Raw genomic sequence first — 26,480 nt, 5'->3', positions numbered from 1 at the left:
GCGCGTGGATGGTCTCAAGTCCCTGCTGAACCAGCGGATCGCCGTGCTCGACGGCGCCTGGGGCACCATGTTCCAGCAGGCCAAGCTCGCTCCGGACGACTACCGCGGGGCCGAGTTCGCCGACCACCACATGGACGTCACCGGCGATCCGGACCTGCTCAACCTCACGCGACCGGACCTGGTGCTCGACGTGCACCGGCAGTACCTCGCGGCGGGCGCGGACATCACGACCACCAACACGTTCACCGCCACGTCCATCGGCCAGGCCGACTACGGCCTCCAGCACCGCGTCCACGACATGAACGTCGCTGGAGCGCGGCTCGCGCGGCAGGCAGCCGACGAGTTCGGCGGGAAGTACGTCGCCGGGTCGGTCGGGCCGCTCAACGTGACGCTGTCGCTGTCCCCCAAGGTCGAGGACCCCGCGTTCCGCGCCGTCACCTTCGACGAGGTCAAGGCCTCCTACGCCGAGCAGATCGCCGCGCTGCGCGAGGGCGGCGTCGACCTGCTGCTCATCGAGACCATCTTCGACACGCTGAACGCCAAGGCCGCCATCACCGCCGCCGGGGAGGTCGCTCCCGACCTGCCGCTGTGGATCTCGGTGACGATCGTCGACCTGTCCGGCCGCACGCTGTCCGGTCAGACGGTCGAGGCGTTCTGGAACTCCGTCGAGCACGCGAAGCCGCTGGTCGTGGGCGTGAACTGCTCGCTGGGCGCCGAGGAGATGCGCCCGCACGTCACCGAACTGGCGCGGCTCGCGGACACCTACGTCGCCTGCCACCCCAACGCCGGCCTGCCCAACGCGTTCGGCGGCTACGACCAGACGCCGGACGAGACCGCCGCGCTGCTGAAGGACTTCGCCGGCAAGGGCATCGTCAACATCGTCGGCGGCTGCTGCGGCACCACCCCCGCGCACATCGGCGCGATCGCGGAGGCGGTGCGGGCCGAGCAGCCGCGCGAGGTGGTGAAGTCCCGCAACACCACCAGGTTCAGCGGCCTGGAGACGTTCGAGATCGGCGCCGACACCGGTTTCGTGATGATCGGTGAGCGCACCAACGTCACCGGCTCCGCGAAGTTCCGCAGGCTGATCGAGGCCGACGACCACCAGGCTGCGCTCGCGGTGGCGCTCGACCAGGTGCGCGGCGGCGCGAACCTGCTGGACGTCAACATGGACGCCGACCTGCTCGACGGCGAGCAGGCGATGACGACGTTCCTGAACCTGATCGCGACCGAGCCGGAGATCGCCCGCATCCCGGTGATGATCGACAGCTCGCGCTGGGGCGTGCTGCAGGCAGGTCTCAAGTGCGTGCAGGGCAAGGGCGTGGTCAACTCGATCAGCCTCAAGGAGGGCGAGGGCCCGTTCCTGGAGCAGGCCCGCACGATCCGCGCGTACGGCGCCGGTGTCGTCGTGATGGCGTTCGACGAGCAGGGCCAGGCCGACACGACCGAGCGCAAGGTCGAGATCTGCGCCCGCGCGTACGACCTGCTCACGCAGCAGGTCGGTTTCCCTGCCGAGGACATCATCTTCGACCCGAACGTGCTCGCGGTCGCCACCGGCATCGAGGAGCACAACGGCTACGCCAAGGCGTTCATCGACGCGCTGCCGCTGATCAAGCAGCGATGTCCGGGCGCCCGCACCAGCGGTGGCATCTCGAACCTGTCGTTCTCCTTCCGCGGCAACGACGTCGTCCGCGAGGCGATGCACTCGGCGTTCCTGTTCCACGCCGTCAAGGCCGGTCTGGACATGGGCATCGTCAACGCCGGGCAGCTCGTGGTCTACGAGGAGATCGAGCCAGAGCTGCTCGAACTGGTCGAGGACGTCATCTTCAACCGCCGCGAGGACGCCACCGACCGGCTCGTCACGCACGCCGAGACCGTCAAGGGACCCGGCAAGAAGCGCGTCGCCGACCTGTCGTGGCGCGAGGCCCCGGTGGCCAAGCGGCTGGAGCACGCGATCCTGCACGGTGTCGTCGACTTCATCGACGAAGACACCGAAGAGGCCCGCCAGGCCCTCCCCCGCCCCCTCGACGTGATCGAGGGCCCGCTGATGGACGGCATGAAGGTCGTCGGCGACCTGTTCGGCGCCGGCAAGATGTTCCTGCCCCAGGTGGTGAAAAGCGCGCGCGTCATGAAGCGCGCGGTCGCGTACCTGGAGCCGTTCATGGACGCCGAGCCCAAGTCGACGGCCGGCGGCAACGGCAAGGTCGTGCTCGCCACGGTCAAGGGCGACGTGCACGACATCGGCAAGAACATCGTCGGCGTGGTGCTGGGGTGCAACAACTACGAGGTGATCGACCTCGGCGTGATGGTCCCCGCCGCGCAGATCCTCGACACCGCGATCCGCGAGCACGCCGACGTCATCGGCCTGTCCGGGCTGATCACGCCGTCGCTGGACGAGATGGTCTCGGTCGCGGAGGAGATGCAGCGGCGCGGCATGAAGCTGCCGCTGCTGATCGGCGGCGCCACCACGTCCCGCCAGCACACCGCCGTGAAGATCGCCCCGGTCTACGACGAGCCGGTCATCCACGTGCTCGACGCGTCCCGGGTCGTCGGCGTCGTCTCCGACCTGCTCGACGACCGGCGCGCGCACGAGCTCAACGTCGCGAACAGGGCCGAGCAAGCACGGCTGCGGGAACAGCACGAAAACCGCAAGCAGCTGCCGTTGCTGAGCCTGGAAGCCGCGCGCGCCAACGCGGAAAAGGTCGATTTCGCCGAATTGCCGACGCCCGCATTCACCGGCACGCGGGTGATGACGCCCTCGTTGACGGAACTGCGCGAGTTCGTCGACTGGACGTTCCTGTTCCTCGCCTGGGAGCTCAAAGGCAAGTTCCCCGCGATCCTCGACCAGCCGGTCGCGCGCGAACTCTACGACGACGCGACGGCGTTGCTCGACGAAATCATCGAGAAGGACCTGTTCCAGGCAAAGGGCGTGTACGGCTTCTGGCCCGCGCATTCCGCCGGTGACGACATCCAGCTCGACAACGGTGTGCTGATCCCGATGCTGCGCCAGCAGACGCAGAAGCAGGTGTCGCGCCCGAACCGCTCGCTGTCGGACTACGTGGCGCCGGAAGGCGATCACATCGGCGGTTTCGCGGTGACGATCCTGGGCGCCGAGAAGCTGGCGGCGCAGTACGAGGCCAAGCACGACGACTACCGCGCCATCATGGTGAAAGCGCTGGCGGACAGGCTCGCCGAGGCGTTCGCCGAGTGGATCCACCTGCGGGCCCGCCGCGACTGGTTCGAGCCGGACGCCGAGCCGCTGCTGGAAGACCTGCACGCGGAACGGTTCCGCGGCATCCGGCCCGCGCTGGGCTACCCGGCCTGCCCGGACCACACCGTCAAGCGTCAGCTGTTCGATCTGCTCGGGGCGGAGGAAATCGGCGTCGGGCTCACCGAGTCGTTCGCGATGACCCCGGCGGCGAGCGTGAGCGGCCTGATCTTCCAGCACCCGGACGCGAAGTACTTCACCGTCGGGCGTCTCGGTCGTGACCAGGTCGTGGACTACGCCCGCCGGTGCGGTAAGCCCGTCGCCGAGGTCGAGCAGTGGTTGCGCCCCAACCTGGGTTACGAACCGTCCTGACTCTTCGGGAACGTGAAAGCGCTTCCCGGTATTGGGAGGCGTTGTCCCGATTTGGCACCAACCGCTGTAGCATCGGGCCGCTCTGGATCAATCGTCGAGCGAGCCCGAGGTCATGCATGCGAGCTGCGGCGCTGGTGCTGGGTCTGGTGGTCTTATCCGGGTGCGGTGGCGCCGCGAAGTCCGACGCGCTGCCGCACGTGGGTTTCGTCGTCAAGCGCACCGGCGGCTCCTTCGCGCAGGAGATGACCAGCGGGTTCCACGAAGGCGTCGGACGCATCGGCGGCGTCAGCGCCACCGTGACCGGGCCACCCGGCCAGGACGGGCACAAGGAAGTCGAGTTGTTCGCCGATTTGACGCTCGCCGCGAAAGGCGGAATCGCGGTCGCCACGTCCGAACCCGCGCTGATGGCGCCGGCCATCGGTGACGCGCTCGCCCAACACGTCGCCGTAGTCGGCGTGGACATGCGACTCACCACGAGTTCCGGGGTGAAACTGCACATCGGTAACGACAACTACGAACTCGGCGAAAAGCTGGCTGACGAGTTGATGCGCCGATTGCCCTCGGACGCGACCGGAACAGTGGTGCTGGGAAACACCTCGCCGGGACTCGCCGGGTTCGACGACCGGGCAGAAGGCATTCGAGGGCGATTCGCCGAGAAGCTACCGGGAGTACTCGTGCTGGGGCCGTTCGACACGCAACGTGACGATGAAGCGAATCGTGACGCGTGGCGCCGGCTCGTCACCGCGAACCCGGACGCGCTGGCGTTCGTTGGGACCGGTGACTGCGACGGGGTCAATCTCGCCGCGTTGAGAACCGAGAAGTCGGCGAGGTGGCTGGTGGGCGGTTTCGGGGTGGACCCGAGAACGTTGCAGGCGGTGCGGGACGGCGCGATGGTGGCGACGATCTCGCCCGAGCACTACCTCAAGGGCGCCGTCGCGGGCTGGCTGCTCGCACGGCACGCGACGGGCGCGGCCCCGTTGCCGGAGGGCTGGATCGAGACACCGGGGCTGACGGTGACCACCGCGAACCTCGAGCAGATCCTGCACCGGCAGGAGTCCGAGAGGGCTCGCAAGGAGTTCTTCCAGCCGCAGATCGACAGCTTCGTCGAGGACCCGGCGAGCTGGGTGCGACCGTTGGAGCAGGCACGGTGAGCTTTTGGGAAGGCCGCGCCACCGCGAGGGTGGCGACGGCGGGGCTGACGGCCGGGCTGCTGGTCCTGGCGGGACTGGCGCTCGTGAGCAGCGTCAGCGCGCAGGCGACGACCGCGCACGTGCGGCAGATCAACAACTCCAGTGAGCGGTGGAGCCGTGTGCTGGAGCACATCAACATCGCCGACAACGCGCTGCGGGACCTCCAGGTCGCCCGCACCCCGCAGACGATCGAGCCGTTGCAGAACTCGGTCGGCTCCGCGCGCGGAGACCTGGAGTGGCTGCGGACCCAGGGCCAGCCCGACGACATCGCGGACGCCACCAGCCTGCTGCCGCTGTACGACCAGACCACCGACATGCTGCGCAAGGTGATCGCCGGCGACAACCCGCTGCAGGCGGACCAGGCGAACCTCGCGCACTCGTCGCTGCGCCGCCAGATCTCCTCGACGATCGGCTCCAAGCGCCTCGACACCACCGAGTACCTGCGGGCCGCCGACGAGAAGAACTCGCGGCTGCGGCTCGCGCAGATCATCGCGTTCGTGCTGGACGCGTTCCTCGTGGCGCTGTTCGGCATGGTGCTGCTCGGCCACCGCCGCAAGATCCTGCGCCAGGCCGCCAAGAACGAGCACGAGGCCCACCACGACGCCCTGACCGGCCTGGCCAACCGCACGCTGCTCGCGCGCCGCATGGAAACGGCCGTCGCGAAGGCGTGCAAGAAGAACGAGCCGCTGGCGTTGCTGATCGTCGACCTCGACCGGTTCAAGGAGGTCAACGACTCGCTCGGGCACCACTCCGGCGACCTGCTGCTGCGCCAGGTGGCCAACCGCCTGTCGTGGGCCGTGCGCGACACGGACCTGGTGGCACGGCTGGGCGGCGACGAGTTCGCCGTGCTGCTGCCCGGCGTCGGCTCGGCGGACAACGCCCGCATGGTCGCCGAGAAGATCCTCTCGGCACTGGCCATGCCGGTCACCCTGGAAGGCCTGGAACTCGAGATCGCGGGCAGCGTCGGTGTGGCGTTGTGCCCTGCGGACTCGATGGACGGCCACGAGCTGCTGCGGCACGCGGACATCGCGATGTACGCGGCCAAACGCGAGAAGTCCGGTGTGGCCGTCTACGACGCACGCCTGCACGAGCGCGGCGCCTCGCAGCTCACCGCCGTCACCGAACTGCGGCACGCGATCGACCGCGGCGAGCTCTTCCTGCACTACCAGCCCAAGGCGCTGGCCAACACGGGCGCGGTGTGCGGGGTCGAGGCACTGGCCCGCTGGCAGCACCCGACCCGCGGCCTGGTGAGGCCCGACGAGTTCATCCCGATCGCCGAGGAGAACGGCCTCATCGAGCCGCTGACCCGCTACGTCATCGACGCCGCGCTGCGCCAGTGCCGGGCGTGGCAGGACGCGGGCTGGGAGGTCCCGGTCTCGGTGAACGTGGGCGCCGCCTGCCTGCTGCACGCCGAGTTCCCCGGCGACGTCGCCGACCTGATCAAGCGGCACGGCCTGCCGGCACGCCTGCTGACACTGGAGATCACCGAGTCGGCGATCATCTCCGACCCGGACCGCGCGGTGGAGGTGCTGCGCGGCCTGACCGAGCTCGGCGTCCGGCTGTCGATCGACGACTTCGGCACCGGCTACTCGTCGATCTCCTACCTGCGCAGCATGCGCGTGCACGAGATGAAGCTCGACCGTTCGTTCGTCACACACATGTGCACCGACGCGGGCGACAGCGCGATCGTGCACGCCCTGGTCGCCCTGGCCCGCAACTTCGGCCTGCAGGCCGTCGCCGAGGGCGTCGAGGACCAGGACACCTGGACGGCGCTGGCCGAAGCGGGCTGCGACGTCGTGCAGGGCTACTTCCTCAGCGAGCCGTTGCCCGCCGAGGAGATCGTGGCCTGGCTGGGAGACCGGGCGGCAGCTCACGCATAGGGTTCCGTGTCCCGCCACTGGTTGATGAACGGCTTCATGAACTCGACCATGGCGGGCAACTGGTCCGCGCACGAGAGGTAGGCCAGCACCCGGATCGCACCGACCGCGTTGACGAACCTGAGGACGTCCCTGTCGAGCGGCCTCAGGCGTTCCTGGCCGCACCGCGGTCGTACGCGGCTTCGAGCTCCGGCCCGAGGCCGCCGAGGTCCCACTCGACCGGCCCCTTCGTGATGAGCTCGAAGTCGGAGAACAGCGGCCCGTTCGTGCTCGCGAAGATGTTCGCGGGCGGCGAGTCGCCGTGGATGGGCTGCACGTCGACACCGGGAAACGCTTTCCGGAACTCGCTCTCGTCGCTGATGAGCGGTTCCAGGACCTGCCACTCCTTCTTGGCGCGCCGCACGTCGGCGGGGTCGACGACGTCCGGCTCGAGCCGGTCGAGGCCTTCCGTCACGAACCGCGGCTCCGCGGAGGACAGGAAGTCCAGCTCGCCGGGATAGTCCCGCAGCGCCTTGTGCAGGTCCGCGGTCAGCTCGGAGTTCCTGACGTAGTCGGGTTCCGAGCCCTTGTCCTCCTCGGTGAACGGCCAGAACGTGATCGAGAACCCGTCCCGCCGCACCGGCCTGCGCGGCACGAGCGGGCTGGGCGGGATCACCGGCGTGCCCTGGTCGTGCAGCCACTGCGCCACGTCGAGCTCCTGCTGCTGGCGCCGGGTCAGGTCGTCGGGCGTGGTGGTGTGCGGCAGGACCGTCGGGATGCGGGCCACGACCGGCGCCGGGGCGAGGTGCACCACGACGGAGAACAGCTCGTAGAGCACCTTGCCTTCGGTGATCTCGAGCCCGAGGTCGCGACCCGCTGCCACGGCGGCTTCCTTGGCCGCGTTGGTGCGGTGGGCGATCTGCTCAGGGGTCGCGAAGTCCGTCATGACAAGATCGTGTCACGACCCGCCAATCATCCGCAGATCATTTACGTCCCGCGCCAGACTGCGGCAAACGGGTGAACTTTCGTTGCTCCAGTCACGCCAGTCGGCGCAGCTGCGACGTTCCGGGCACAGATCTTCCTCAGGTCCGGAGGCCGCCCGTGGTGATCATGGTGGCGTTGGTGGCAGCCGTGGTGTTGGTTCTGCTGGTGCTCGCGGCGTCCTGGGTGCTGGTCGCGATGGGCGCGATGAACTCGCTGCTCGCCTCGGTGCAGGTCTCGACGGAGCAGGCGGGCGGCGTGGAGTCCCTGGCGTGGCGGCTGCCGCCGACCGGCGTCGTGGTGGACACGCAGTCGATCCTGAAGGCCTGGACCTTCAACGGCGAGATGTACGACATCGTCGGCGATGTCATGTTGGCGTACTTCGTCGCGGACTTCGCGTACATGGTCCTGTACACGGCGATCCTCTATCTCCTGTGGAGCTCCGCCCGCCTGACTCTGCAGCTCTTCCCGCCTGCCAGGCAGACGTGGCTCGGAACTTTGACGATGCTCAGGGGTCGACGGCGGCTGCGGCTGCTGCTCATCCTTCCCGTGGTCGACCTCGTCGAGAACTCGTTGCGGTTGTTGATGTTCGTCCACGCGCGTTCCGGCGTGCCGAAGGGTGTGATCTGGACTTCGTTCTCCGTCACCGCCCTGAAGTGGCTGCTGGTGCTCGTCATCGCGGGGATCTTCGCGGAGTGCCTGCGATCGCCTGCTCTCTGGGCGGTGCTGCGAGAGCGGGCGTGGCGGCTCGCCAAGGTGGTCTGGCGCGCCAGGCTGGCCACGGTCGCGGTGGCGCTCTTCGCCGGGCTCGTGTTGCTGGAGCCCACCGGACAGGTCAACGACCTGATCCGCCAGTGGTACGGAAACTTCTGGAGCGGTGTCGGCGTCGTTGCAGCCACCTGCGTGCTCGGTTTCGCCGCCGGCAGATCGGTGCACAGGCTGCTGATCGACTGCTATCCGGAGGACCCGAGTGCGGTCGCGCTCCGGCGTCGGGAGAATGCGCTCCGGCTGACGACCGCCGTCACGTGCGTGGTACTCGCCGGACTCGCCGTCGGGTTCAAGCTGCATCCCCTCTGGGGAATCTCCGGCGTGCTCGTCGGAATCCTGCTGCTCGAACTGCTCTGGCGCCATGCGTCCACTGTGGACTCCGACACCGCGGCGGCGGCTGCCCAGAAGGACCGGCGTCGGGACGCCGGTGATCCCGATCCCGTCGACGAGCCGATGATCCGTCTGCTCGCAGCCGTGCTCACCTGCGTGCCGCTGCTGGCGTTGCTGCTCGGAGCGGTGAAGGCCTACACACCCGCGTTGTTCGTGGTGGAAGAGAACACGATCAGCCGGGATGTCATCGTGCTCGTGTCGGGCATCCTGCTGGCGGGCATCGCACTCGGCGTTTTCCTCTGCTGCCTTGCCGCCAAGTTCCCCGCGGTGCTGGGCGCGGGCGTGGCCGTCCTCATCGAGATCGCAGTGTTGTCGACGGTGACGGACCGGATGCCGATCCCCTCGCTGGTCGTGCTCACGGTGTTCCTGACGTTGTTCCTCAGTGGACTGACTGTGGCGCAGCGGTTCTCGGAGCGGTGGCCGGTGCCGAAGGGGTTGCTGGTGCTGGGCTTCTCCCGGATACCCGTGGTGCTGCTGCTGGCCGCCATTCTCGGTGTGTGCAGCCTGATCGCGGACGGTTCCGCACACGACGCGCGACGCACGAACGACGCCTCGCCTTCATCGGACGGAATCAAGCTCAAGGATACCTGGACGGCCTGGAAAGCCGCGAACTGCGCGGACGGCACGGAGAGCGGGGAAGTCCCGCTGGTCCTCGTCAGCAGTCCGGGCGGAGGACAACGTGCCGCATACTGGACCGCCTCCACGCTGACCGACCTGTTCGGCACGAAGCTGGGCAATGGGTGCGGCGGCAATCCGGCGGCCGCGGTGTTCGCGCTCGGCGGCGCTTCCGGCGGAAGCCTCGGCAACACGGCATGGGTCGCCACCCTCGACGGTGCGGCGAAGGACAACCCGACCTGGTACTCCGCGCCGTTCGCCGAGTCCGATCCGTTGACGCAGCCACTCGCGTGGATGCTCTCGGTGGACCTCGCCCGGGCCTACGTCGGCTTCGGCGGACCCGATCGGGCAGCCGTTCTGGAGGACGGCGTCGGCCGCCGGGTGAACGGCCTGCACTCCAGCTTCTTCAGCGACGTCTACGGCACCGGCGGCGAACGCCCGCTGCTCGTGCTGACGGGCACGCAGGTCGAAACAGGCTGCCGCATCGCCATTTCACCCGTGCGGCTCGCCAGGGCCGGCCAGACGTGCAACGGCGTCACCGGCCACACCGGCGCCCCGATGACCAGCGACGTCCTCGACTACCTGTGCGCCGAGGACAGCACGGTGCCGGGCGGGCTGCGACGCTCGACGGCCGCACTGCTCTCCGCGCGGTTCCCGTACATCTCGCCGTCCGGCCGGATGTACCGCTGTTCCAAGGACGACATCGCGATCGGTGTCGTCGACGGCGGCTACGCCGACAACACCGGCATCGACGCGATGCTCGAACTCTGGCGCGAGCTGGAACCGATGGCCGCGTCGCACAACAGGATGTCGACACGGACCGTCAAGCCGTACTTCCTGGTGCTGGACAACCACTACCTGCCGATCGCGACACCGAGGGCGAACGGCCGGATCCAGGAGCTCTACATCCCACCGACAACGCGCGGCCTGCCGGACGAGCTCGACGACATCGGCGCCGAGCAACGCGCCAAAGCGACGTTCCCCGGCCGATTCCTCGCGATCCGCCCGGAGGTCTCCCCCGGCCTTCAGGCACCGCTGGCGTGGTCGCTCTCACCGTTGTCGATCAAGGACCTCGACACCCAGCGACGCAACGCGATGTGCAGGCCCGACGTGGTCGCGTTCAAGGAGAAGCTCCGGTTGCCGCTCGACGGCTGCGGTCACGAGCCGTCGCAGTAGATCCGTTCGCAGACCGCCTTCGCGCGGGCAGCCGACCTTCAAGCTCGGCGACACGGGACATCAGTGGTCGCAGCAGACGTGCTCGGCCCACTCCGGCTCGTGCCACCAGTGCTTGTTCTCCGCCGACGGCAGCGGTGCCAGAGCGTCCGTTGTGGACATGACTTGTGCCTGCTGCCGGTACGGCGCAAGGAGGTCCGCGATCTGGTGCACGTGTCCGCCGACCATGACCTGCTTGACGTCGGCGGCCGCCTTGATGTCGGCCAGCGGGTCGCCCGCGACGAACGAGATGTCCGCGGGCGCGCCCGGCTTGATCGCGCCGAGCGGCAGGCCCAGCCAGCGGGCCGGGTTGCGGGTGGCGGTGATGAGCGCTTCCCGTGGCGTGAAGCCGTATTTCACCATCGCGCGGAGGTTCATGTGCGTGGCGGTGGCGGGGGCGTCCAGCGGCGCGTCCGTGCCGCAGATGACCAGTCCGCCGCCGCGGTGCACGGCGAGGGCGAACTCGACCCAGTTGCGCAGGACGTAGGCGGACGTGCCGGCGCCGCCGCTGGTGGCGTCGGCGAGGTAGCGCTCGTACTCCCACGGCGGGAAGAGCACGCGGGTGCGTTCGTCGGTGGCCAGTGACGTGTCCTCGGCGAACAGTGCGCGGTTGTGGAAGAGCGTCGGTGTCATGGACATGCCGGAGCTGGTGAACAGCGACACCACGTCCTGGTAGGCCTTGCCCTGGCGGCTGACGGTGTGGGAGTAGCCGAGGCGGTTGGTGGCGCCGACGTGTTCCATGCCATCCATGCCGAGGTTCGCGGCCGGGTAGAGGTAGTGCGAGGACAGCGGGACCTTCGAGCGCTGGACGGCGGCGCGCTGGAGCTCGACGGGCAGGCGGACGTAGGTCTTGATCATGTCGTAGCCGAGCTCGTGCGCGCGGCGCAGCTCCAGGTCGAGCTGGGCGCGCGACAACGTGGGCCGCATGAAGTTGTAGTAGACGCGGGAGCCGTCGACGGCTTCGCCGGTGGCGTAGAAACGCGGTCCGGTCAGGGTTCCCGCTGCCAGGGCCTCGCGGGTCTCGACCATCTGGTAGACCGGGTCGCCCGGTGAGCGGACGGTCGTGATGCCGTACGCCAGCCACACGTTGCCCTGCCGCGCACCCCATTGGCGGCCGCGCAGGTGCCAGTGGTTGTGGGCGTCGATCAGACCGGGGATGGCGGTCAGCTGCGAGGCGTCGATGTCGGCACGACCCTGGTGCGGGCGGATTTCCCGGACACAGCCGTTTTCCACGACGATGTCGACGTTCTGGCGGAGGTTCTGCGCCTCGCCGTCCCAGTAGGCGCCGACGCGGACGACCTTGCGTTCGGGCGCCTTGGGCCTGCTCCAGTTCAGGTGCATGCGGATCGTGGACGTCTTTCCGTCCAGAGTGGACTTCCGCAGGCGGCCGTTGTTCAGGTACACCAACGCGTCGTTGCCGTGCCACGCCAGCGAGTCGGTGACTTCGCCGGTGACCTGGCGCGGCTCGCCCTGGAAGGTGCCCTTGGCGTCGACGGGAACGACCCACGCGACGCTTTCCACGACGAACGCGATGTGCCTGCCGTCCGGCGACCACACCGGACCGTCGTCGCCGCGGGTGGCGATGGAGCGGAACGGCATGGGCTCGGTGTACTTGAGCTCGCCGCTCGCGAGGTCGACGCTCAGCACCTGGCTGGTGCCCTCGCGGAACCGGCGGGAGAACGGCTTCACCGCGGCCAGCGCGACCACCGTGCCGTCCGCGGACCACGTCGGCCTGCCCGGCTGGAACAGCGTCGGCGTGATCTGGCGGCGACCGGTGGCGTCGGCGACCCAGACCTGGCCGTCCTGGTCCACGTAGGCCACCTTGGTGCCGTCCGGGGAGAAGCGCGGTGTGGTCTGCGCGCCCGGCGAGGGCGCGAAGAGCTTGTCCTCACCCGTGTTCAGGTCGCGGAGCCACAGCTGCGCGACGCCGGTGCGGTCGCTCGCGTAGACCAGCTTGGTGCCGTCCGGCGAGAAGTCCGGGTCGGAGTCGAAGTACCTGCCGTCGGTCAGCTTCGTGGTCTTGCCGTTGCTGAGCAGGTAAAGCGCGTTGAGCGCCCTGAACGCGATCTTGGAGCCGTCCCTGGAGACGACCGGGCTCGCGATGCCCTTCACCGGGCCGCCGCTGAGGTTGCGCGTGCGGTGCCGCTCCACCTTGCGCACCGGGACGGTCGCCTCGAACGGGATGTCGGTGACCGAACCGTTGGCGTGCCAGCGGATCCTGCCGTCCGCGGTGTACAACACGCGGTCGCCGTCCCACACCGGCGCGAAGCCGAACACGTCCTGCCCGGTGACGACGGCGGTGGTGCCGAGCATCAGGTCGGCCTGGCCGGGCCGCATCTGCGTGTAGCTGGGCTGGTCGCCGGGACCGAACGCGGCACCGAACAGCTGCGTCCCCGCGGGCGCGGTGACGAGCTTCTCCCGCTTGCCGTCCAGCGACACCACCTCGACGGCGGAGTTGCCGGTGATGAAGATGATCCGCTTGCCGTCCCTGGACCACTGCGGCGCCGACGCCTCGTCCGGAACGCCGGTCAGTTGCGTGACGGTCCCGGAAGCGACGTCCAGGACGTGCACGCCGTAGCTGCCCGCGCGGTCGCTCGTGAACGCGATTTTCGTGCCGTCCGGCGAGAACGCGGGCTCGCGGTGGTCGTACTTGCCGTGCGTGAGCTGCCGCAGGCCCGTGCCGTCCAGGCCGATGACGTAGAGGTGGTAGTTGCCGTCCCGATAGGACTGGAACGCGATCTGGTTGCCCGGCCCGAACGACGGCAGCGTGGCGTCCTGCAGCTCGTCGGTCAGCTTCCGCGCCGTGCCACCCGTCGCTGGCAGCACCCAGATCGCCGTGACGAGGTCGATCGCCAGCCATTTCCCGTCAGCGGAACGGGAAACCGAGATGTTGGTGCCCTGCGTCAGCTTCACCCCGGACTCGGCCCGCGCGCCGGAATCGGCCTGCGCGGTGCCGATCGTGAGCGTGGAGGCGGCGGTGGCGACTGCGGCTGCCTGGCCGGTGCGGGTCAGCAGTTCACGGCGCGACAGGTCCATGGTGGTACTCCCCCGAGAGTTGATCCCCTAGGAGATCCACCCTGCCACCAGGAACGCCGGGCACATCGGCCGTTCGGCCTAGCGCTCGATGTTCTGCTTGAGACGCTCGAGATCCGCGGCGATGCTGCGGCGCACCTGCCAGCGCATCAACGGCTCGGCCACCGCGAAGAACCCGCCCGGCGAACCGGTGGCCCTGATCGCCACGTTCGTCCCTTCCGGCGCGTCCTCCAGCTCGTACCGCACGACCATCGGGAACGGCTTCTCGACCTTCATCTCGACGAGCCGGTCTGGTTCGTGCGCCGTCACCACGTAGCCGTAGTCGAACGTGCGGCCCAGGAACTTCGCGGTGCGCACGACGGTCGCGCCCTCGACCAGCGGCCCCGGCTGCTCCGGCCGGCTCGCGGTGATCCCGCCCGTCCACGCGAGGTCGTTGGCGGGATCGAACATGTAGGCCGCGACCTCGGGTCGCGGCCTGCGCACCACGACCGAGGGCCGCACGTCCACGCTCATGGAGAGAGGCTAGACCCGCGGGAACGCCCCCGCACTAGATGACGAGCGCGCCCTCGATGCGGGCCACCATCGCGTTCTCGGAGTCCACCACCACGCCGTCGGCCTCCGCGACCTCGCGGCAGATCGCGAGCACCGCGCGCGGGAACGACGCGGCGTCCTCCGGCGAGCGGGCGGAGAGGATCTTCATCGAGCGGCGCAGGGCTTCCAGGATCACCGGTTCGATCTCCTCGTCCGTGCCGGTGGGGACGGACGGACGGGCTGCGCCCATGACGGTGCGCAGGTCGGGCGAGAGGTTCGTGAGGGCGCGCAGACCGGCGAACCGCTCCTCCAGCACGGGGCCCGGGTCGGCGTGGGAAACCAGCAGCATCGCGCCGTACACGGCGGTGCGCAGCGTGCGGCTCTCCTCGTCGGTGTAGAAGATCATGGGCCCTACCCTATGTCGGCTCGTCTGGATGTCGGTGAACGGTTGTGGCCGTTCCGGCACTTGTTCCCCAACGGCAGCTGCCGGAAGCGTGACCTGCATGAAAACGTTTCGCAGGTCCGCGCTCGCGGCGGCCGCGGTCTTGATATCAGGACTCGCGGTCGCCCCGGCGGTTGCCTCTCCAACGCAAACTGGGACCGTCCTCATCACCGGTGACCGCGTGAATGTCGTCACGCGCCCCGGCAGGCCACCGGACGTCGTCATCCAGCCCGCGCCGGGACGTGAGCGGATGCCGTTCCTGAAGACCGTCGACGACGGCCGGGTGTCGGTGATCCCGTTCGACGCTCAGCAGCTCGTCATCAACGGTGTGCTGGACGCGAAGCTCTTCGACGTCGGCACCCCGGCGCGCAAGGTCATCATCCGCTACACCGGCGACCGGGCGTTCAAGTCCGCGAAGGTCACCGCGAACCTGTGGCAGGAGATCAACCCGCACGCCCCGAACCAGACGGGCTCGCTGCCCGGCATCGCGAAGATCAGCCCCGACCGCATCCTCAAGCCCCTCGACCACGAGAGCGTCGCGCAGATCAAGGCGCAGAAGGCGTGGCAGCGCGGCCAGACGGCGAAGGGGGTGAAGGTCGCCGTCCTGGACACGGGCGTGGACGCCGGCCATCCCGACCTCCAGGGCCGCATCAAGGCCACCAGGAACTTCACCGACGAGGGCAGCACCGCCGACGAGCACGGCCACGGCACGCACGTCGCGGGCATCATCGCGGGCTCGGGACCGGAACCGGGCACGGCACCGGACGCGGAGCTGCTGATCGGCAAGGTCTGCGGGCCGCACTTCTGCGAGGAGTCGGCGGTCATCGCGGGCATGCGGTGGGCGGCAGAGCAGGGCGCGAAGGTGGTCAACCTGAGCCTCGGCGGTGAGGCGACCGACGGCACCGACGAGCTCAGCCAGGAGCTGAACGCGTTGAGCGCCAAACACAACATGCTTTTCGTCGTCGCGGCGGGTAACGTTGGGCGTGCGGAGTCGGTGGCCTCACCTGCGGCGGCCGACGCGGCACTGGCGGTCGCGAGCGTCACCAAGGACAACCAGCTCAGCTACTTCTCCAGCCGCGGCCCGCGCCTCGACGGCGCCGTGAAGCCCGAGATCAGCGCACCCGGTCACGCCATCGCGGCGGCACGGGCCCGAGGCACGAGCATGGGCTATCCGCTGAGCGACCGGCACACCCTGGCCAGCGGCACCTCGATGGCCGCCCCGCACGTCACGGGAGCAGCGGCGATCCTGGCCGGCCAGCACCCGGACTGGTCCCCCGCACGCCTCAAGGCCGCCCTCACCACCACCGCGGACCCGGTCGACGCCCCGGTCTTCGAGCAGGGCACCGGCGTCGTGAACCTCGACAGGGCAACGAAAACCCAGCTCATCGCCGAACCGGCGACGCTGAAGCTCGGCACCGGCACGGTCACCTATCGCAACGACAGCGCCCGGCCGATCAGGCTCAGCCTGAGCCTGCCGAGCACCGTGGAGGCGGACCGGACCACCGTCGACGTCCCGGCCAGGGGCACGGCGACCGCGACGTTCAAGGCGACCAGGCCCGGCGCCGGGGACGTGATCATCGCGCGCGACCGGGACCACGTCCTCCGCACAGCGGTCTCGACCTGGCAGAAGACCGAAGCCACCGCCCAGATCAAAGTCCAGTCGATCGACCGCGCCGGCTCCCAGAACGGCACCGGCGGCTACGGCTTCCTGATCGCGATGGCCAACCACACCACCAAGAAGCTCTACGCGGGCGGCATCGGCAACGGCCGTCCGCTCCAGGGCGAGATCCCGCAGGGCCGCTACACCGTCTACTCGTGGGTGCCGAGCCCGATCGACGGCCGCCCGCCGTGGGAGCCGTCGCAAACCGTCGTGAGCAAGGACGTCACGGTCGGCCCGGACGGCGCGGAGGTCACCCTCGACGCCAGGCCGGGCCGGCGGGTCGAGGCCACCGTCAACGGCAGGAAGGGCACCGGTCTCATCGGCACGAGTCTCGGCACCGCGAACGGATCGGCGTTCGCGAGCCAGGGCGACGAGGTCTACGCGGTTCCCGGCAGCGCGGAAGGCATGATCTACACGGCCGTGCAGTTCGTGCGCAACGTGCCGGGCAGCTCGACCTGCGGCGGCGACGAAAGCCCGTGCGCGATCGCGGTCAGCGAGGAAAACGCGGTCACCGCAACGTTTCCCGACGTCGGTGACGCCGATCTCGCGACCTCCACGGCCATGATCACGGCACCGGAAGGCACCGGTGAGTGGATCACGTTCGCCGAGCACCCGCTGTCCACGCCTCCACCCGGCGACAGCGCGGAACCCGTCCGGTTCCCCGGCAAGCACACGACCTACCACCACTCCACGGGCCACATCGAGTGGTGGGCGGCCCAGGTGCTGGACCAGGCCGTGGTGCAGGCGCGGACCTGGCGCGGGTACGCGAACGGCCGCGGCTACGAGGAGAAGTGGGGCAACGGCGTCCGAGGCCCGTCCGTCACCTCGACCACGCACCACCGCAACGGCGACCTGATCACCGCGGACCTCGCGCTGGTGTCCGACTACACGCCGAGCCACTACGGCACAGCGGGCGACGCCGGCGTCGAAGGCACCACCGAGCTGCGCCGCAACGGCAAGCTCGTCGACGGCACCGCGCACGCGGACGGCGGCGTCTTCCAGGTGCCGCCGGGCAGGGCCAGGTACCGCCTCGAAGCCAGGACAGCCACGATCAGGACCGCCTGGGAGTTCGAGTCGGAGCACGGCACCGGCCCGCTTCCCCTCACCGCGGTCCGGTTCGGCGACCGCGACGGCGGCACGATCCCGTTCCGGCTCGACAAGACGGCGACAGCGGGCCGGACCAGGAAGCTGACCGTGGACGTGTCGTACGACGACGGCAGGACGTGGCAGCAGGGCTCGTACGTCCTGTTCGGCGAGCGCGGAGTTCTGCTGAAAGTGAAACCTGGCCCGGTTTCACTTAAGACGCGTGTGACCGACGTCTACGGCAACTCGGGCGAACAATCCATCATCCGCGCGTTGACCTAGCGCCGCGGCAGTCAGCCTTTGCCCCGTATTCGGCGCTCAGACGGCCGCATCGTGGTGCCGGCCCCGCGCTCCTGTACTGGTTGTACCGGGGCGTGGGGCCGGTGCCGCGAGGTGGCCTGCTGAGCGTCGAAGACGCGGCGATGGTTGGCTGCCGCGGCGCTAGATTGGAAATGACAACCCCAGGAGGGCGAGCGATGACGACCACGGTGACCCGGCCCCGCATCACGGTACGGCGCGTGGTCTTCACGCTTGTCCTCCTGACGGTCACGACACTGCTGTTCTGGGTGCCGTTCGAGGGCCTGTTCGCGTCGAGCGCGGAATGGCCCGATCCGGTCCGCCCGATCGCCGCGGTCGTGTTCACCGCCGCGGCCGTCAGCATGATCGTCCTGTTCACCCGGCGGAACTCGGATCGCGCCGCGCGGATCTCCCAGTTCCTGCTCGGCTTCGTGTGGATCGCGTTCGTCTGGACGTTGATCACCGACGTCCTGCGGCTCGCGCTGGCGCTGGGCGGCGTCGAGAACCCGTTCCGCTCCCGCCTGATCGCGGTCCTGCTCGCCGGGATCATCGTCACCGTCACGATCTACGGCGTCTACGAGGCCATGCGCGTGCCGCGGATCAAGCGCCAGGACGTCACCATCCCGCGCCTCGACCCGGCGTTCGACGGCCTGACCGTCGCGGTCATCACCGACACCCACTACGGCGCCATCAACCGCGCGAAGTGGTCGCGGGGCATGGTCGACGCCGTCAACGGCTTGAACGCCGACGTCGCCGTGCACGTCGGTGACATCGCGGACGGCACCGCCGAGCAGCGCCTGGAGCAGGCGATCCCGCTCGGCGACGTGAACACGCCGCACCGCTTCTACATCACCGGCAACCACGAGTACTACTCGAACGCGCAGGGCTGGATCGACCTGATGACCCGCCTGGGCTGGAAGGCGCTGCACAACGAGCACGTGGCGCTGGAACGCGACGGGGCCCGTCTGGTGTTCGCGGGCATCGACGACATCACCGCCGACCACTCCGGCGAGCCCGGCCACGCCGCCGACCTCGCGCTGGCGTTGCGCGGCACCAGCGGCAGCGACCCGGTCGTGCTGCTCGCGCACCAGCCGTCGGAGATCCGCAAGGCCGTCGAGGCGGGCGTGGACCTGCAGCTGTCCGGGCACACGCACGGCGGCCAGATCTGGCCGTTCCACTACCTGGTGCGGCTGCAGCAGCCGGTGGTCGCCGGTCTGAGCAGGCACAGCGACCGCACCCAGCTCTACACCAGCCGCGGCGCCGGTTTCTGGGGCCCGCCGATGCGCGTCTTCGCGCCGAGCGAGATCACGTTGCTGACGCTCAGAGCGAGCTGAGATGACCGCTGTCGTTGAACCTGATCAATGCCGGTGACTTGCCCGTCGTGTAGCGGATGACGGTCAGCGCCGCGTTGTCGTGGTTCAACGACAACCACCGCTCGGGCGGGGCGTCCAGCGCGTCCCGCACCAGCCAGCTGATCAGGAACGAGTGGGTCACCACCAGCACCGGGCCGTCGCCCGGCCGGGCGAACCGCGTCTCGGCCTCGTGCGCCAGTGCCGGGCCGCGGGTGCGCTCGGACTCGGGGAACTGGTCGAAGAACTCGTCGTGGCCGGGGACGAAGTGCGGCACGTAGTCGTCGGCGGCGGCCTCGACCCGGCAGGGCACGCGCAGGACGCCGGCGATGATCGACGCGGTCTCGGTGGCACGAGGGAGCGGGCCGTGGTGCACCGCCGCGAAACCGATGCCCCGCAACCGTTCCGCGAGCAGTTCGGACTGCCTGCGGCCGCGTGCGGTCAGCCTCGTCTCGTCCTTCGTCGCCTCGCCGTGCCGGACCAGGTGGAGATCTCGAGTCACGCCGTGCAGTCTGCCTTGACCGCACTCGCGGCGTGATGGGCGTAGGTCGGTCCGGAGTTGTTCCAGTCCTGACCTCGGGTGAGGAGCTGCACCGTCAGGTTTCCGCTGGACTTGAACCTGCCCGCGCTGACCCACTGGCCGCGCTTCTCGACCTGCTTGATCGCGAACGACGCCATCGGGGTGCCGCCGACGCCGTTGCGGTCGTAGACGTAGTACACGGTCGGGTTACCCCCGACCTCCTCCAGGTTGCCGTTCGGGATGTGCACCGAGACGTCGCACGTGCCCGACACGGAGAACGTCCACTGCGCGTAGGCGGACGGGTCGTCGCGCCGCGCGTCACCGGACATCGGCACGGACACGAACGTCGAGCCGCACTTGCCGTCGCCGTGGTCGACCCAGCCCTTGCGGCCGTCGCGGTAGAGGCCGACGTTCGTGTAGCCGCCGCAGCCGGGGCCCATGGTGAGCGACTTGACTCCACTCGGTGGCCGGTTGTTGTTGTTGTTGTCAACGGGCGGGGGCGCGGGCTGGGTCGTCGGGATCAGGCCGAGCGCCGAGGACGCGAGCGTCGGGTTCGTGCTGGCCGACGGCGCCGCTGACGACTCCTCCGGCAGCTCTTCCGGCGGTGTGATCAGGCCGGGCACGTAGCTGTGCGAAGGCTGCGCGACGTCCGTGGTCGCGTCGTCGGACCCACCGCTGAACGTCACGATCGCCACTCCCGCGAGGGCGAGGAGCGCGACCACGGCGGCGATGAGCGCGATGCGGGGCTTGAACTGACGGCCCGGCGGCCGCTCCTCCTGCGCCGGCCGATCACCGGCGACGGCCCAGCGTTCGCGGCCCCTGGCGCGGGCGGCCTCCATCAACGCGGGGTCCGGCGCGAGGTGACGCTCGGTCGGTTCGTCGGGGAACTGGGTCGGCACGGAGCGCAGTGTGCCAGGGACAGAGGGCCACTCGAACGTGTGGCTCTTTCACGAACGTGTTGTTTGCATCCAACTAACCGCACGCTGTGTAGGCCGCTACGACATTTTGTCTACGTTCCGTCACATCGGCCGGTCGATCGAGGTCACGAAAACTGACTCGTGAGTCAGGCTAACTACCGTGCCGCACCTGCGCACACCCGTCCGAAAGCGGTGAAAAGACCGGATCTTGTTCCGGTTTTCTGGTCACGGTCGTGAAACACCTGCAGAACGCCTTGATCTCACGGCGTTTTCGAGTTCACGCGGACCGGGCCGACGCGGATGTCCGGCTGCTCGCGACGGGGCCTGCGGACGCGGACCGGGATCGGGACCCCGCTCGGCGGAGTGCTGACGGCGTCGCGCAGCTGGGCGTGCGCGGCCACGACCTCGGCCAGCCGGGCCGGGTCGGACGGCTCCGCGCGGGTGTCCGGGTGGAGGGCCAGGAGAAGAGCCCGGTAGGCCGCGCGGATCTCGGAGGGGGTGGCGTCGCGCGGCACCCCGAGCACGCGGTAGGGGTCCGGTGGGTCTCGACGCGCCGGCATGACGGATCACTTCCCCGGCGAGGTGGGGACAGGTCCGGTGCTGAGGTGGCTCAGCGAGGTGTAGGCCTCACGGCAGGCCTGCTGCGCGTCGTCCAGGGCGTGGCGCAGGTCCGCCCAGCCGCGGCAGGCGTGTGCCAGGTGCTGGGAGGGGTCGACGTGGTCGTCGGAGCGCAACCCGTGCCCGTGCAGGCAGTCGCCGGTGTAGGCCGCCAGCCCGGTGCTGAGATCGCTGAGCGCGCCCAGCAGGTGGACCAGCCGCCAGGTGTCGGCGCGCGCCGTGGCGAGATCGGGCGCGCAGCGCCGGTCGGCGTACTCGAAGGCCGCGTGGTGGGCGGCGAGCGTGGTCTGCTCCAGCACCGCGCCCAGGCCCGGTGCTCCTCTGTCGGCAGGGCTCATGTCCGGACTCCTGCCGGGTCCGGTTCGTCGTCGGGCAGCGGCACGACACGGCGCTGGTCGGCGACATCGGCGGGGTCGGCCTCGCGATCAGAAACACCGTCGAGGTCGATCTCCTCGACTTCCGGCCAGGCGGAACGCAACTGGTCGGCCACGTCGTTCCACGGCTTGCCCAGGTCGATCATGGGAGTTCCCCTTCCGCAGCACAACCCGATGCCCGCCACGGCATCCGGTGGCCGTGGCGGGCGTGATCGGACTCAACTCGGAGATCTGCAGAAGCGCATCGTCTCTGGCACGGTCCGGTCGCCCTCGTCGCGTCACGAGACGCAGACCGGTTGTCGCATCGAGGCGTGAACCGGCGGCAAGACGGGCGAACAGCCACGACAGTTCGAGCCGTGCCCTACCACTATCACCTCCTGCTCAGCGCTCAAGGTGTCAGATCCAGGGGTCGATCGCGGCGTACGCCGGACGCGGAGGAGAACGCTCCCGCGCGCCCACTCGTCGTGCCGTCCCGGCCAGGTCACCGGACTCGCGGCCGGACGGCCCGGTCATCCCGATCGGTGGTGCCGGGTGGCGAGGATGCTCGCGCGGGTGCCGGCGAGGGGGCGGGGCGGACTCGAGGAAGTTCGCGGCCACGATCGCGTCGAACTCCGCCCGCACCCAGTCGAGGTCGGCTGCGACCACGTCCGCGAACACCGGCGCGCCGCCGCGATCCACGTGGGGGACCACGCTCTCACCGACCATCTCGATCACTCCCGGGCAACTCTCACCTGGTCACTGACCGACACTTTTCTTATAGCGCGCACTGCAGATTGTGTCAAGCAAGTGCTTGAAGATAGCCTTCAGCCGTGCCCCTCGACGACCTCGACGACGCGGACTATCCCGCGTACACCACCGGGCAGGCGGCGGAACTGCTCGGTGTGCAGCAGGCGTTCCTGCGCAGCCTGGACACCGCCGACCTGCTGCGCCCGCACCGCTCCGACGGCGGACACCGCCGCTACAGCCGCCGCCAGCTCGAACTGGCCGGCCGGATCCGGGTCCTGTTCGACGAGGGCCACACGCTCGCCGCGACCGCCCGCATCATCGGGCTGGAGGACGAACTCGCTGCGGCCCACGACCAGATCACCGAACTGCGCCGCCAACTGGGGCAAGGGCCCGCGCACTGACGCCAGGCCCGCGCATCATCGGGCTGGCCGCCACGACACCAGCCGGGCGGGTGGGGCGCCGACCAGGTCCGACCACGGCCACACGCCCCCACGACCACAACCAGATCACCCAGCCGCGCCACCAACCGACGCAAGAACCCCCACACCAACCCCAGCTTCGCGGGCGGGCCGCTGATCCTGGTGGATCACGTCCATCGTCACCACGCCTTCCTCCGGCAGCGGCCCCAGCAGGGGCTCGATGTCGCCCAGAAGTGCTTGTGCGGCACGGAGTTCCTCTGCGACGTGCTCCCGGTGGCGGCGCAGGAGTTCCACGCGCTGCTCGGCCTCGGCGACGATGCGGTGCGCGTGCTCGGTGGCCTCGCGGACGATCTGGTCCGCACGCGCCTTGGCGGAGCGCTGCTCGTCGGCCAGTGCGCGCATCGCTTCTGCGCGGCGTTGTGCCATGGCCTGGTCGAAGTCCGCCTCGATCTGCCTGCGGAGCTGCGCGGCCTGGTCGTCGAGTTCGCGACGGCGGCGTTCTGCCTGCCGGGTCATCGTCTCGACCTGGGCGTGGGCGCGGTCCATCAGCTCGCGGTGCTCGGCCTCCGCGTCCGCGCGCCGCCGGTCGAGCTCGGCCACGAGGTGCTCGGCGCGCCCGCGCAGCCGGTCGGCGGCTCGGTGCGCGTTCGCCCAGTCCTGCTCGGCGGCGGTCCTGGCGCGTGCGGTGATCTCCTCGGCTTCGGCGTGGGCGAGTTCGACCATGCGCCGCAGCCGTTCGGTGAGCGCGCCGGGATCGATCGGGGTGCGGCAGATCCGGTCGACACGGGCCCGCAGCTCGGCGTTCTCCGCGCGGGCGGCCTCCAGCTGCCGGGAGAGCGACTCCGCGCGGGCGAGGGCCGCGTCCCGGTCGGCGGTGAGCACCTCCAGCTCACCTTCCACCGCGTGCACGTAGTGCTGAACCTGTTCGTGGTCGTAGCCGCGCCAGCGCACGTCGAAGTCGGTTCGCAGCGGCAACAACTCCACTTCCCCCATGCTCCTTCCGGGTACGACAGCGCCGCCGACCGCGATCCGGGTGGACCGTGATCGGCGGCGACGGGGTGTCACTTGCCGTTGATGGCGATGCGGCGCGGCTTGGCCGCCTCGGTCTTGGGCACGCGGACGGTCAGCACGCCGTCGGCGAGATCGGCCTGGATCTTGTCGGCGTCGACGTCCTGCGGCAGCGTCACCCGGTAGGAGAACTGCCCGACGCGCCGGGTGCGGTGGCGGAACAGCCCCTGCCGTTCCTTCTCCCTGACCTCACCGCTGATCGACAGCTCGGTACCGGCCAGGTCGACCGCGATGTCGTCGCGCTTGACGCCCGGCAGCTCGACCTCCACCAGGTAGGCGTCGCCGGTCTCGGTCACGTCGGCCAGCGGGGCCCAGGCGCGCACGCTCTCACCGACGGTTCCGGCGACGGACTCCATCCACCTGCCCAGCTGACCGTACAGGTCCTCGAACTCGCGGAACGGGTCCCAGCGGCCCAGCGGAGCCGACGATCGCACAGCAGGCAGTGCCATGACTTTCACCTCCAAGGAGAGTCACAACCAACACTCACCCTGAACGACGAAGTTGAGCCGGAGATTGTTCCCGAACCTGAGCCGGTTGGACTCAACCGTTGGGGTGACGTGGTCAGCGCGACACGGGTTAGGGTGCCCGCCATGTCAGGTAGACAGGTGGTCGTCCTGCTGGCCGTCCTCGTGGCGGGCTGCGGCACGGCGATCCCGGGCAACCCGGTCGCCGCACCATTACCCCCGGCGTCGTCTCCGCAGACCGTCACGGTCGTGACGACGACGCCACCCCCGAGCAGCAGCAGCGCCGCCCCTCCCACGCCCGCTCCCCCTCCTCCACCGCCTCCCGCGAAGTTCGGCAATCCCAGCGGTTCCGCCGCCGTACCAGCAGAAGCCGCCGCCGAGGACACCTCCAGACCCACCCGCGTGATCGGCACCGGCACGCCGGCGAGCTGCACCTCGCAGGCCGTGGTCGACGCGGTCGCCGCCGGCGGGGTCATCACGTTCAACTGCGGGCCGAACCCGCACACCATTCCCCTGGCCGCCACCGCGAAGGTCCGCGCGAGAACCGTCCTCGACGGCGGCGGCCGGATCACCTTGAGCGGCCAGGGACAGCGCCGGGTCATCGACCAGAACGGGCCGAGGCTGGTGGTCCAGAACATCACCCTCGCCGACGGCAACTCGACCGGCGACACGGCCGACGGCGGGGGCGGCGGCGCGATCATGGTGCGCGGCGGTCAGCTCAAGGTCGTGAACTCCCGATTCGCCAACAACAAATGCGATGCCAACGGTCCCGATCTAGGCGGTGCCGCGATCCGCGTGACGGACTGGGCCGACAAGGTGCCGGTCTACGTCACCAGCAGCACGTTCGAGGGCGGCGTGTGCTCCAACGGCGGTGCGCTGAGCAGCATCGGCGCGTCGTGGGTGGTGCTCAACAGCCTGATGAAGGGCAACAAAGCCATCGGCCGCGGCGCCAACCCGGCGCGCGGAGGCACGCCGGGCGGCGGCAGCGGTGGCGCGATCTACAACGACGGCAACACGTTCACGCTGCGGATCGCGGGGTCGCTGATCGAGGACAACCACGCCAACGAGGGCGGTGGCGCGGTGTTCTTCGTCAGCAACGACAAGTCGGGCTCGATGTCGGTGGAGGGCTCCACGTTGCGCCGCAACCCGAGTGACGGCTTCGAGACGATCAAGGGGATCTTCTACCTCGGCGCCGGGGAGAAGCCGAAGGTCACCGCCTCGACGATTCAGTGACCCTGCCCGCCACGACCAGCAGGGTCAGCCCGAGCGCGACCATCGAGAGGCTGAACCCGTAGATCCAGCGGAAGCCCAGCTGCGCGGCGAGACCGGTCAGCGCGCCCGCGATCATGCCGCCAACGATCTGGGTGTTGGTGAACATCGTCGAGGCGTGACCGGGACGGCCGGGGTCGAGGCTCTGGAAGTAGGTGATGCCCACACCCATCACGAGCGAGATGACGGTGGCGTGCAGCAGCTGCGCGGCCAGCACCTGCCAGACGGAGTCGGTCAGCAGCATCAGGCCGTGATAGCTCAAGCCGATCACCGCGCCCGTGACGACGAGCTTGTGCTGGGACACGCGGTTCGCCAGCGACCCGAACCAAAGGATCATCGGGATCTCCAGCGCCGCGCACAGCCCCATCGCGAGCCCGGCGTCACCCGCCGTGCCGTGCAGTTCGGTCGTGACGAACAGCGGCAGGCCGCCGACCGCGAGCCCGACCGAACCCTGCAGGAACACGAACGCGGCGGCGACGACCGCCATCCCGCCGCGGGTCGGACCCGCTGCCTCCTCCTCGACCGGCTTCTCCGGTTCCGCCGCGGGAACCGGGAGCGTCAGGGCGAGCACCGCGACGCCGAGCTGCAGCAGTGCCGTGGCGGTGAAGAGGCCGACCCACCCGGTCTTGGCGACCATCAGCGCGGCCAGCGGCGGACCCGCCACCCACGCGACGGACAGCAGCGTGCGCAGGACGCTGACCATCATCGACGGGCCCCGCGACGCCGCGCGCCCGTAGGCGAAGATCTGCGGGAGCAACGACGACGTCATCGCCACGAAGACCACGGCCGTGCCGAGCAGGAGCCAGTAGTCGCGCAGCACGGCGAACAGGCCGTAGCCGATCGCGCCGGCGACACCGCCCGCGGCGAGCAGGTAGCGGCGCTGCACCCGGCCGTCCGACAGCTTGCCCATGATCGTGCTGACGACCACGGACGCGAGCGGGCTCGCGATCAGGAACGCGCTCAGCTGCACCGGCGTCACCTTGACCTCGGCGGTCAGGAACAGCGAGTGGAACGGCATCGCGAACGCCATCGAAACGCCGGACACGACGCTGATGACGGAGAGTTGGAGGAACGTGCGGGAAAGGAGCGGCGAGGATGTTCTCTCGCGTAGTGCCGTCACC

At 69.6% G+C, this 26,480-nt stretch carries 21 protein-coding genes; 8 read left to right on the top strand and 13 right to left on the bottom strand.

The window, feature by feature from the left end; genetic code table 11:
• Nucleotides 1–4 precede the first annotated feature (4 nt).
• From metH to IEZ09_RS07175, 3 genes are all read left to right on the top strand, one after another.
• Nucleotides 5–3,577: a methionine synthase gene (gene metH, locus IEZ09_RS07185; RefSeq protein ID WP_189252796.1), complete on the top strand. Its 3,573-nt coding sequence runs from the start codon at nucleotides 5–7 to the stop codon at nucleotides 3,575–3,577.
• A 116-nt stretch (nucleotides 3,578–3,693) separates the two neighbouring features.
• Nucleotides 3,694–4,728, top strand: coding sequence for a sugar ABC transporter substrate-binding protein (locus tag IEZ09_RS07180; RefSeq protein WP_189252795.1), 1,035 nt, complete (start codon nucleotides 3,694–3,696; stop codon nucleotides 4,726–4,728).
• Entirely contained in the window at nucleotides 4,725–6,647 is a 1,923-nt protein-coding gene (locus IEZ09_RS07175) for a putative bifunctional diguanylate cyclase/phosphodiesterase (protein ID WP_189252794.1), read from the top strand. The genes IEZ09_RS07180 and IEZ09_RS07175 overlap by 4 nt, the downstream gene beginning before the upstream one ends.
• A gap of 142 nt (nucleotides 6,648–6,789) precedes the next feature.
• Here IEZ09_RS07175 and IEZ09_RS07170 read toward each other — a convergent pair whose 3' ends face one another.
• Nucleotides 6,790–7,569 (bottom strand): aminoglycoside phosphotransferase family protein, encoded by a 780-nt coding sequence (locus tag IEZ09_RS07170; protein WP_229812314.1) that lies wholly within the window; start codon nucleotides 7,567–7,569, stop codon nucleotides 6,790–6,792.
• A 155-nt stretch (nucleotides 7,570–7,724) separates the two neighbouring features.
• On the opposite strand from IEZ09_RS07170, the gene IEZ09_RS07165 reads away from it, so the two are divergent.
• Nucleotides 7,725–10,553, top strand: a complete 2,829-nt coding sequence (locus IEZ09_RS07165) for a hypothetical protein (RefSeq protein WP_189252793.1) — start codon at nucleotides 7,725–7,727, stop codon at nucleotides 10,551–10,553.
• 60 nt (nucleotides 10,554–10,613) lie between these two features.
• Here IEZ09_RS07165 and IEZ09_RS07160 read toward each other — a convergent pair whose 3' ends face one another.
• The 3 genes from IEZ09_RS07160 to IEZ09_RS07150 form a co-directional block, all read right to left on the bottom strand.
• Nucleotides 10,614–13,625 (bottom strand): DPP IV N-terminal domain-containing protein, encoded by a 3,012-nt coding sequence (locus tag IEZ09_RS07160; RefSeq protein WP_189252792.1) that lies wholly within the window; start codon nucleotides 13,623–13,625, stop codon nucleotides 10,614–10,616.
• A gap of 78 nt (nucleotides 13,626–13,703) precedes the next feature.
• Entirely contained in the window at nucleotides 13,704–14,135 is a 432-nt protein-coding gene (locus tag IEZ09_RS07155; protein WP_189252791.1) for an SRPBCC family protein, read from the bottom strand.
• A 34-nt stretch (nucleotides 14,136–14,169) separates the two neighbouring features.
• Nucleotides 14,170–14,559, bottom strand: a complete 390-nt coding sequence (locus IEZ09_RS07150) for a hypothetical protein (protein WP_189252790.1) — start codon at nucleotides 14,557–14,559, stop codon at nucleotides 14,170–14,172.
• Between the two features lie 217 nt (nucleotides 14,560–14,776).
• Here IEZ09_RS07150 and IEZ09_RS07145 point away from each other — a divergent pair, with 217 nt between their 5' ends.
• Together IEZ09_RS07145 and IEZ09_RS07140 are read left to right on the top strand one after the other, a co-directional pair.
• The gene (locus tag IEZ09_RS07145; protein ID WP_189252789.1) at nucleotides 14,777–17,620 is read left to right on the top strand and encodes a S8 family serine peptidase; all 2,844 of its coding nucleotides are present in this window, start codon (nucleotides 14,777–14,779) and stop codon (nucleotides 17,618–17,620) included.
• A 194-nt stretch (nucleotides 17,621–17,814) separates the two neighbouring features.
• Complete coding sequence (locus IEZ09_RS07140) at nucleotides 17,815–18,969, top strand: metallophosphoesterase (protein ID WP_189252788.1); 1,155 nt, start codon at nucleotides 17,815–17,817, stop codon at nucleotides 18,967–18,969.
• Here IEZ09_RS07140 and IEZ09_RS07135 read toward each other — a convergent pair.
• From IEZ09_RS07135 to IEZ09_RS07110, 6 genes are all read right to left on the bottom strand, one after another.
• The gene (locus IEZ09_RS07135) at nucleotides 18,956–19,486 is read right to left on the bottom strand and encodes a histidine phosphatase family protein (RefSeq protein WP_229812312.1); all 531 of its coding nucleotides are present in this window, start codon (nucleotides 19,484–19,486) and stop codon (nucleotides 18,956–18,958) included. The genes IEZ09_RS07140 and IEZ09_RS07135 overlap by 14 nt on opposite strands.
• The gene (locus tag IEZ09_RS07130) at nucleotides 19,483–20,403 is read right to left on the bottom strand and encodes a hypothetical protein (protein WP_189252787.1); all 921 of its coding nucleotides are present in this window, start codon (nucleotides 20,401–20,403) and stop codon (nucleotides 19,483–19,485) included. Before IEZ09_RS07130 ends, IEZ09_RS07135 begins: the two co-directional genes overlap by 4 nt.
• Nucleotides 20,404–20,681: 278 nt before the next feature.
• Nucleotides 20,682–20,981 carry a DnaJ domain-containing protein gene (locus IEZ09_RS07125; RefSeq protein WP_189252786.1) on the bottom strand — a complete coding sequence of 100 codons (300 nt, stop codon included), beginning with the start codon at nucleotides 20,979–20,981 and terminating at the stop codon, nucleotides 20,682–20,684.
• A gap of 6 nt (nucleotides 20,982–20,987) precedes the next feature.
• Nucleotides 20,988–21,377 (bottom strand): hypothetical protein, encoded by a 390-nt coding sequence (locus IEZ09_RS07120; RefSeq protein WP_189252785.1) that lies wholly within the window; start codon nucleotides 21,375–21,377, stop codon nucleotides 20,988–20,990.
• Entirely contained in the window at nucleotides 21,374–21,559 is a 186-nt protein-coding gene (locus tag IEZ09_RS07115) for an Rv3202a family protein (RefSeq protein ID WP_189252784.1), read from the bottom strand. The genes IEZ09_RS07120 and IEZ09_RS07115 overlap by 4 nt, the downstream gene beginning before the upstream one ends.
• Before the next feature lie 250 nt (nucleotides 21,560–21,809).
• On the bottom strand, nucleotides 21,810–22,103 hold the full coding sequence (locus tag IEZ09_RS07110) for a hypothetical protein (protein WP_229812311.1): 294 nt from the start codon (nucleotides 22,101–22,103) through the stop codon (nucleotides 21,810–21,812).
• 119 nt (nucleotides 22,104–22,222) lie between these two features.
• Here IEZ09_RS07110 and IEZ09_RS07105 point away from each other — a divergent pair, with 119 nt between their 5' ends.
• Nucleotides 22,223–22,540 (top strand): MerR family transcriptional regulator, encoded by a 318-nt coding sequence (locus IEZ09_RS07105; protein WP_189252782.1) that lies wholly within the window; start codon nucleotides 22,223–22,225, stop codon nucleotides 22,538–22,540.
• Between the two features lie 105 nt (nucleotides 22,541–22,645).
• Here the strand turns inward: IEZ09_RS07105 and IEZ09_RS07100 are convergent, their stop codons facing one another.
• Both IEZ09_RS07100 and IEZ09_RS07095 read right to left on the bottom strand, forming a co-directional pair.
• Nucleotides 22,646–23,551, bottom strand: a complete 906-nt coding sequence (locus IEZ09_RS07100; RefSeq protein WP_189252781.1) for a coiled-coil domain-containing protein — start codon at nucleotides 23,549–23,551, stop codon at nucleotides 22,646–22,648.
• A gap of 68 nt (nucleotides 23,552–23,619) precedes the next feature.
• Entirely contained in the window at nucleotides 23,620–24,075 is a 456-nt protein-coding gene (locus IEZ09_RS07095) for an Hsp20/alpha crystallin family protein (RefSeq protein ID WP_189252780.1), read from the bottom strand.
• Nucleotides 24,076–24,216: 141 nt separating this feature from the next.
• Between IEZ09_RS07095 and IEZ09_RS07090 the strand changes: the two genes are divergently transcribed.
• Nucleotides 24,217–25,323, top strand: coding sequence for a hypothetical protein (locus IEZ09_RS07090; RefSeq protein WP_189252779.1), 1,107 nt, complete (start codon nucleotides 24,217–24,219; stop codon nucleotides 25,321–25,323).
• Here the strand turns inward: IEZ09_RS07090 and IEZ09_RS07085 are convergent.
• Complete coding sequence (locus IEZ09_RS07085) at nucleotides 25,301–26,479, bottom strand: MFS transporter (RefSeq protein ID WP_268247606.1); 1,179 nt, start codon at nucleotides 26,477–26,479, stop codon at nucleotides 25,301–25,303. The genes IEZ09_RS07090 and IEZ09_RS07085 overlap by 23 nt on opposite strands.
• Nucleotide 26,480: the final 1 nt, after the last annotated feature.

Source organism: Lentzea flava, from assembly GCF_014648475.1.
Taxonomy (GTDB): Bacteria; Actinomycetota; Actinomycetes; order Mycobacteriales; family Pseudonocardiaceae; genus Lentzea; species Lentzea flava.
This window is presented reverse-complemented; position numbering and strand designations above follow the sequence as displayed.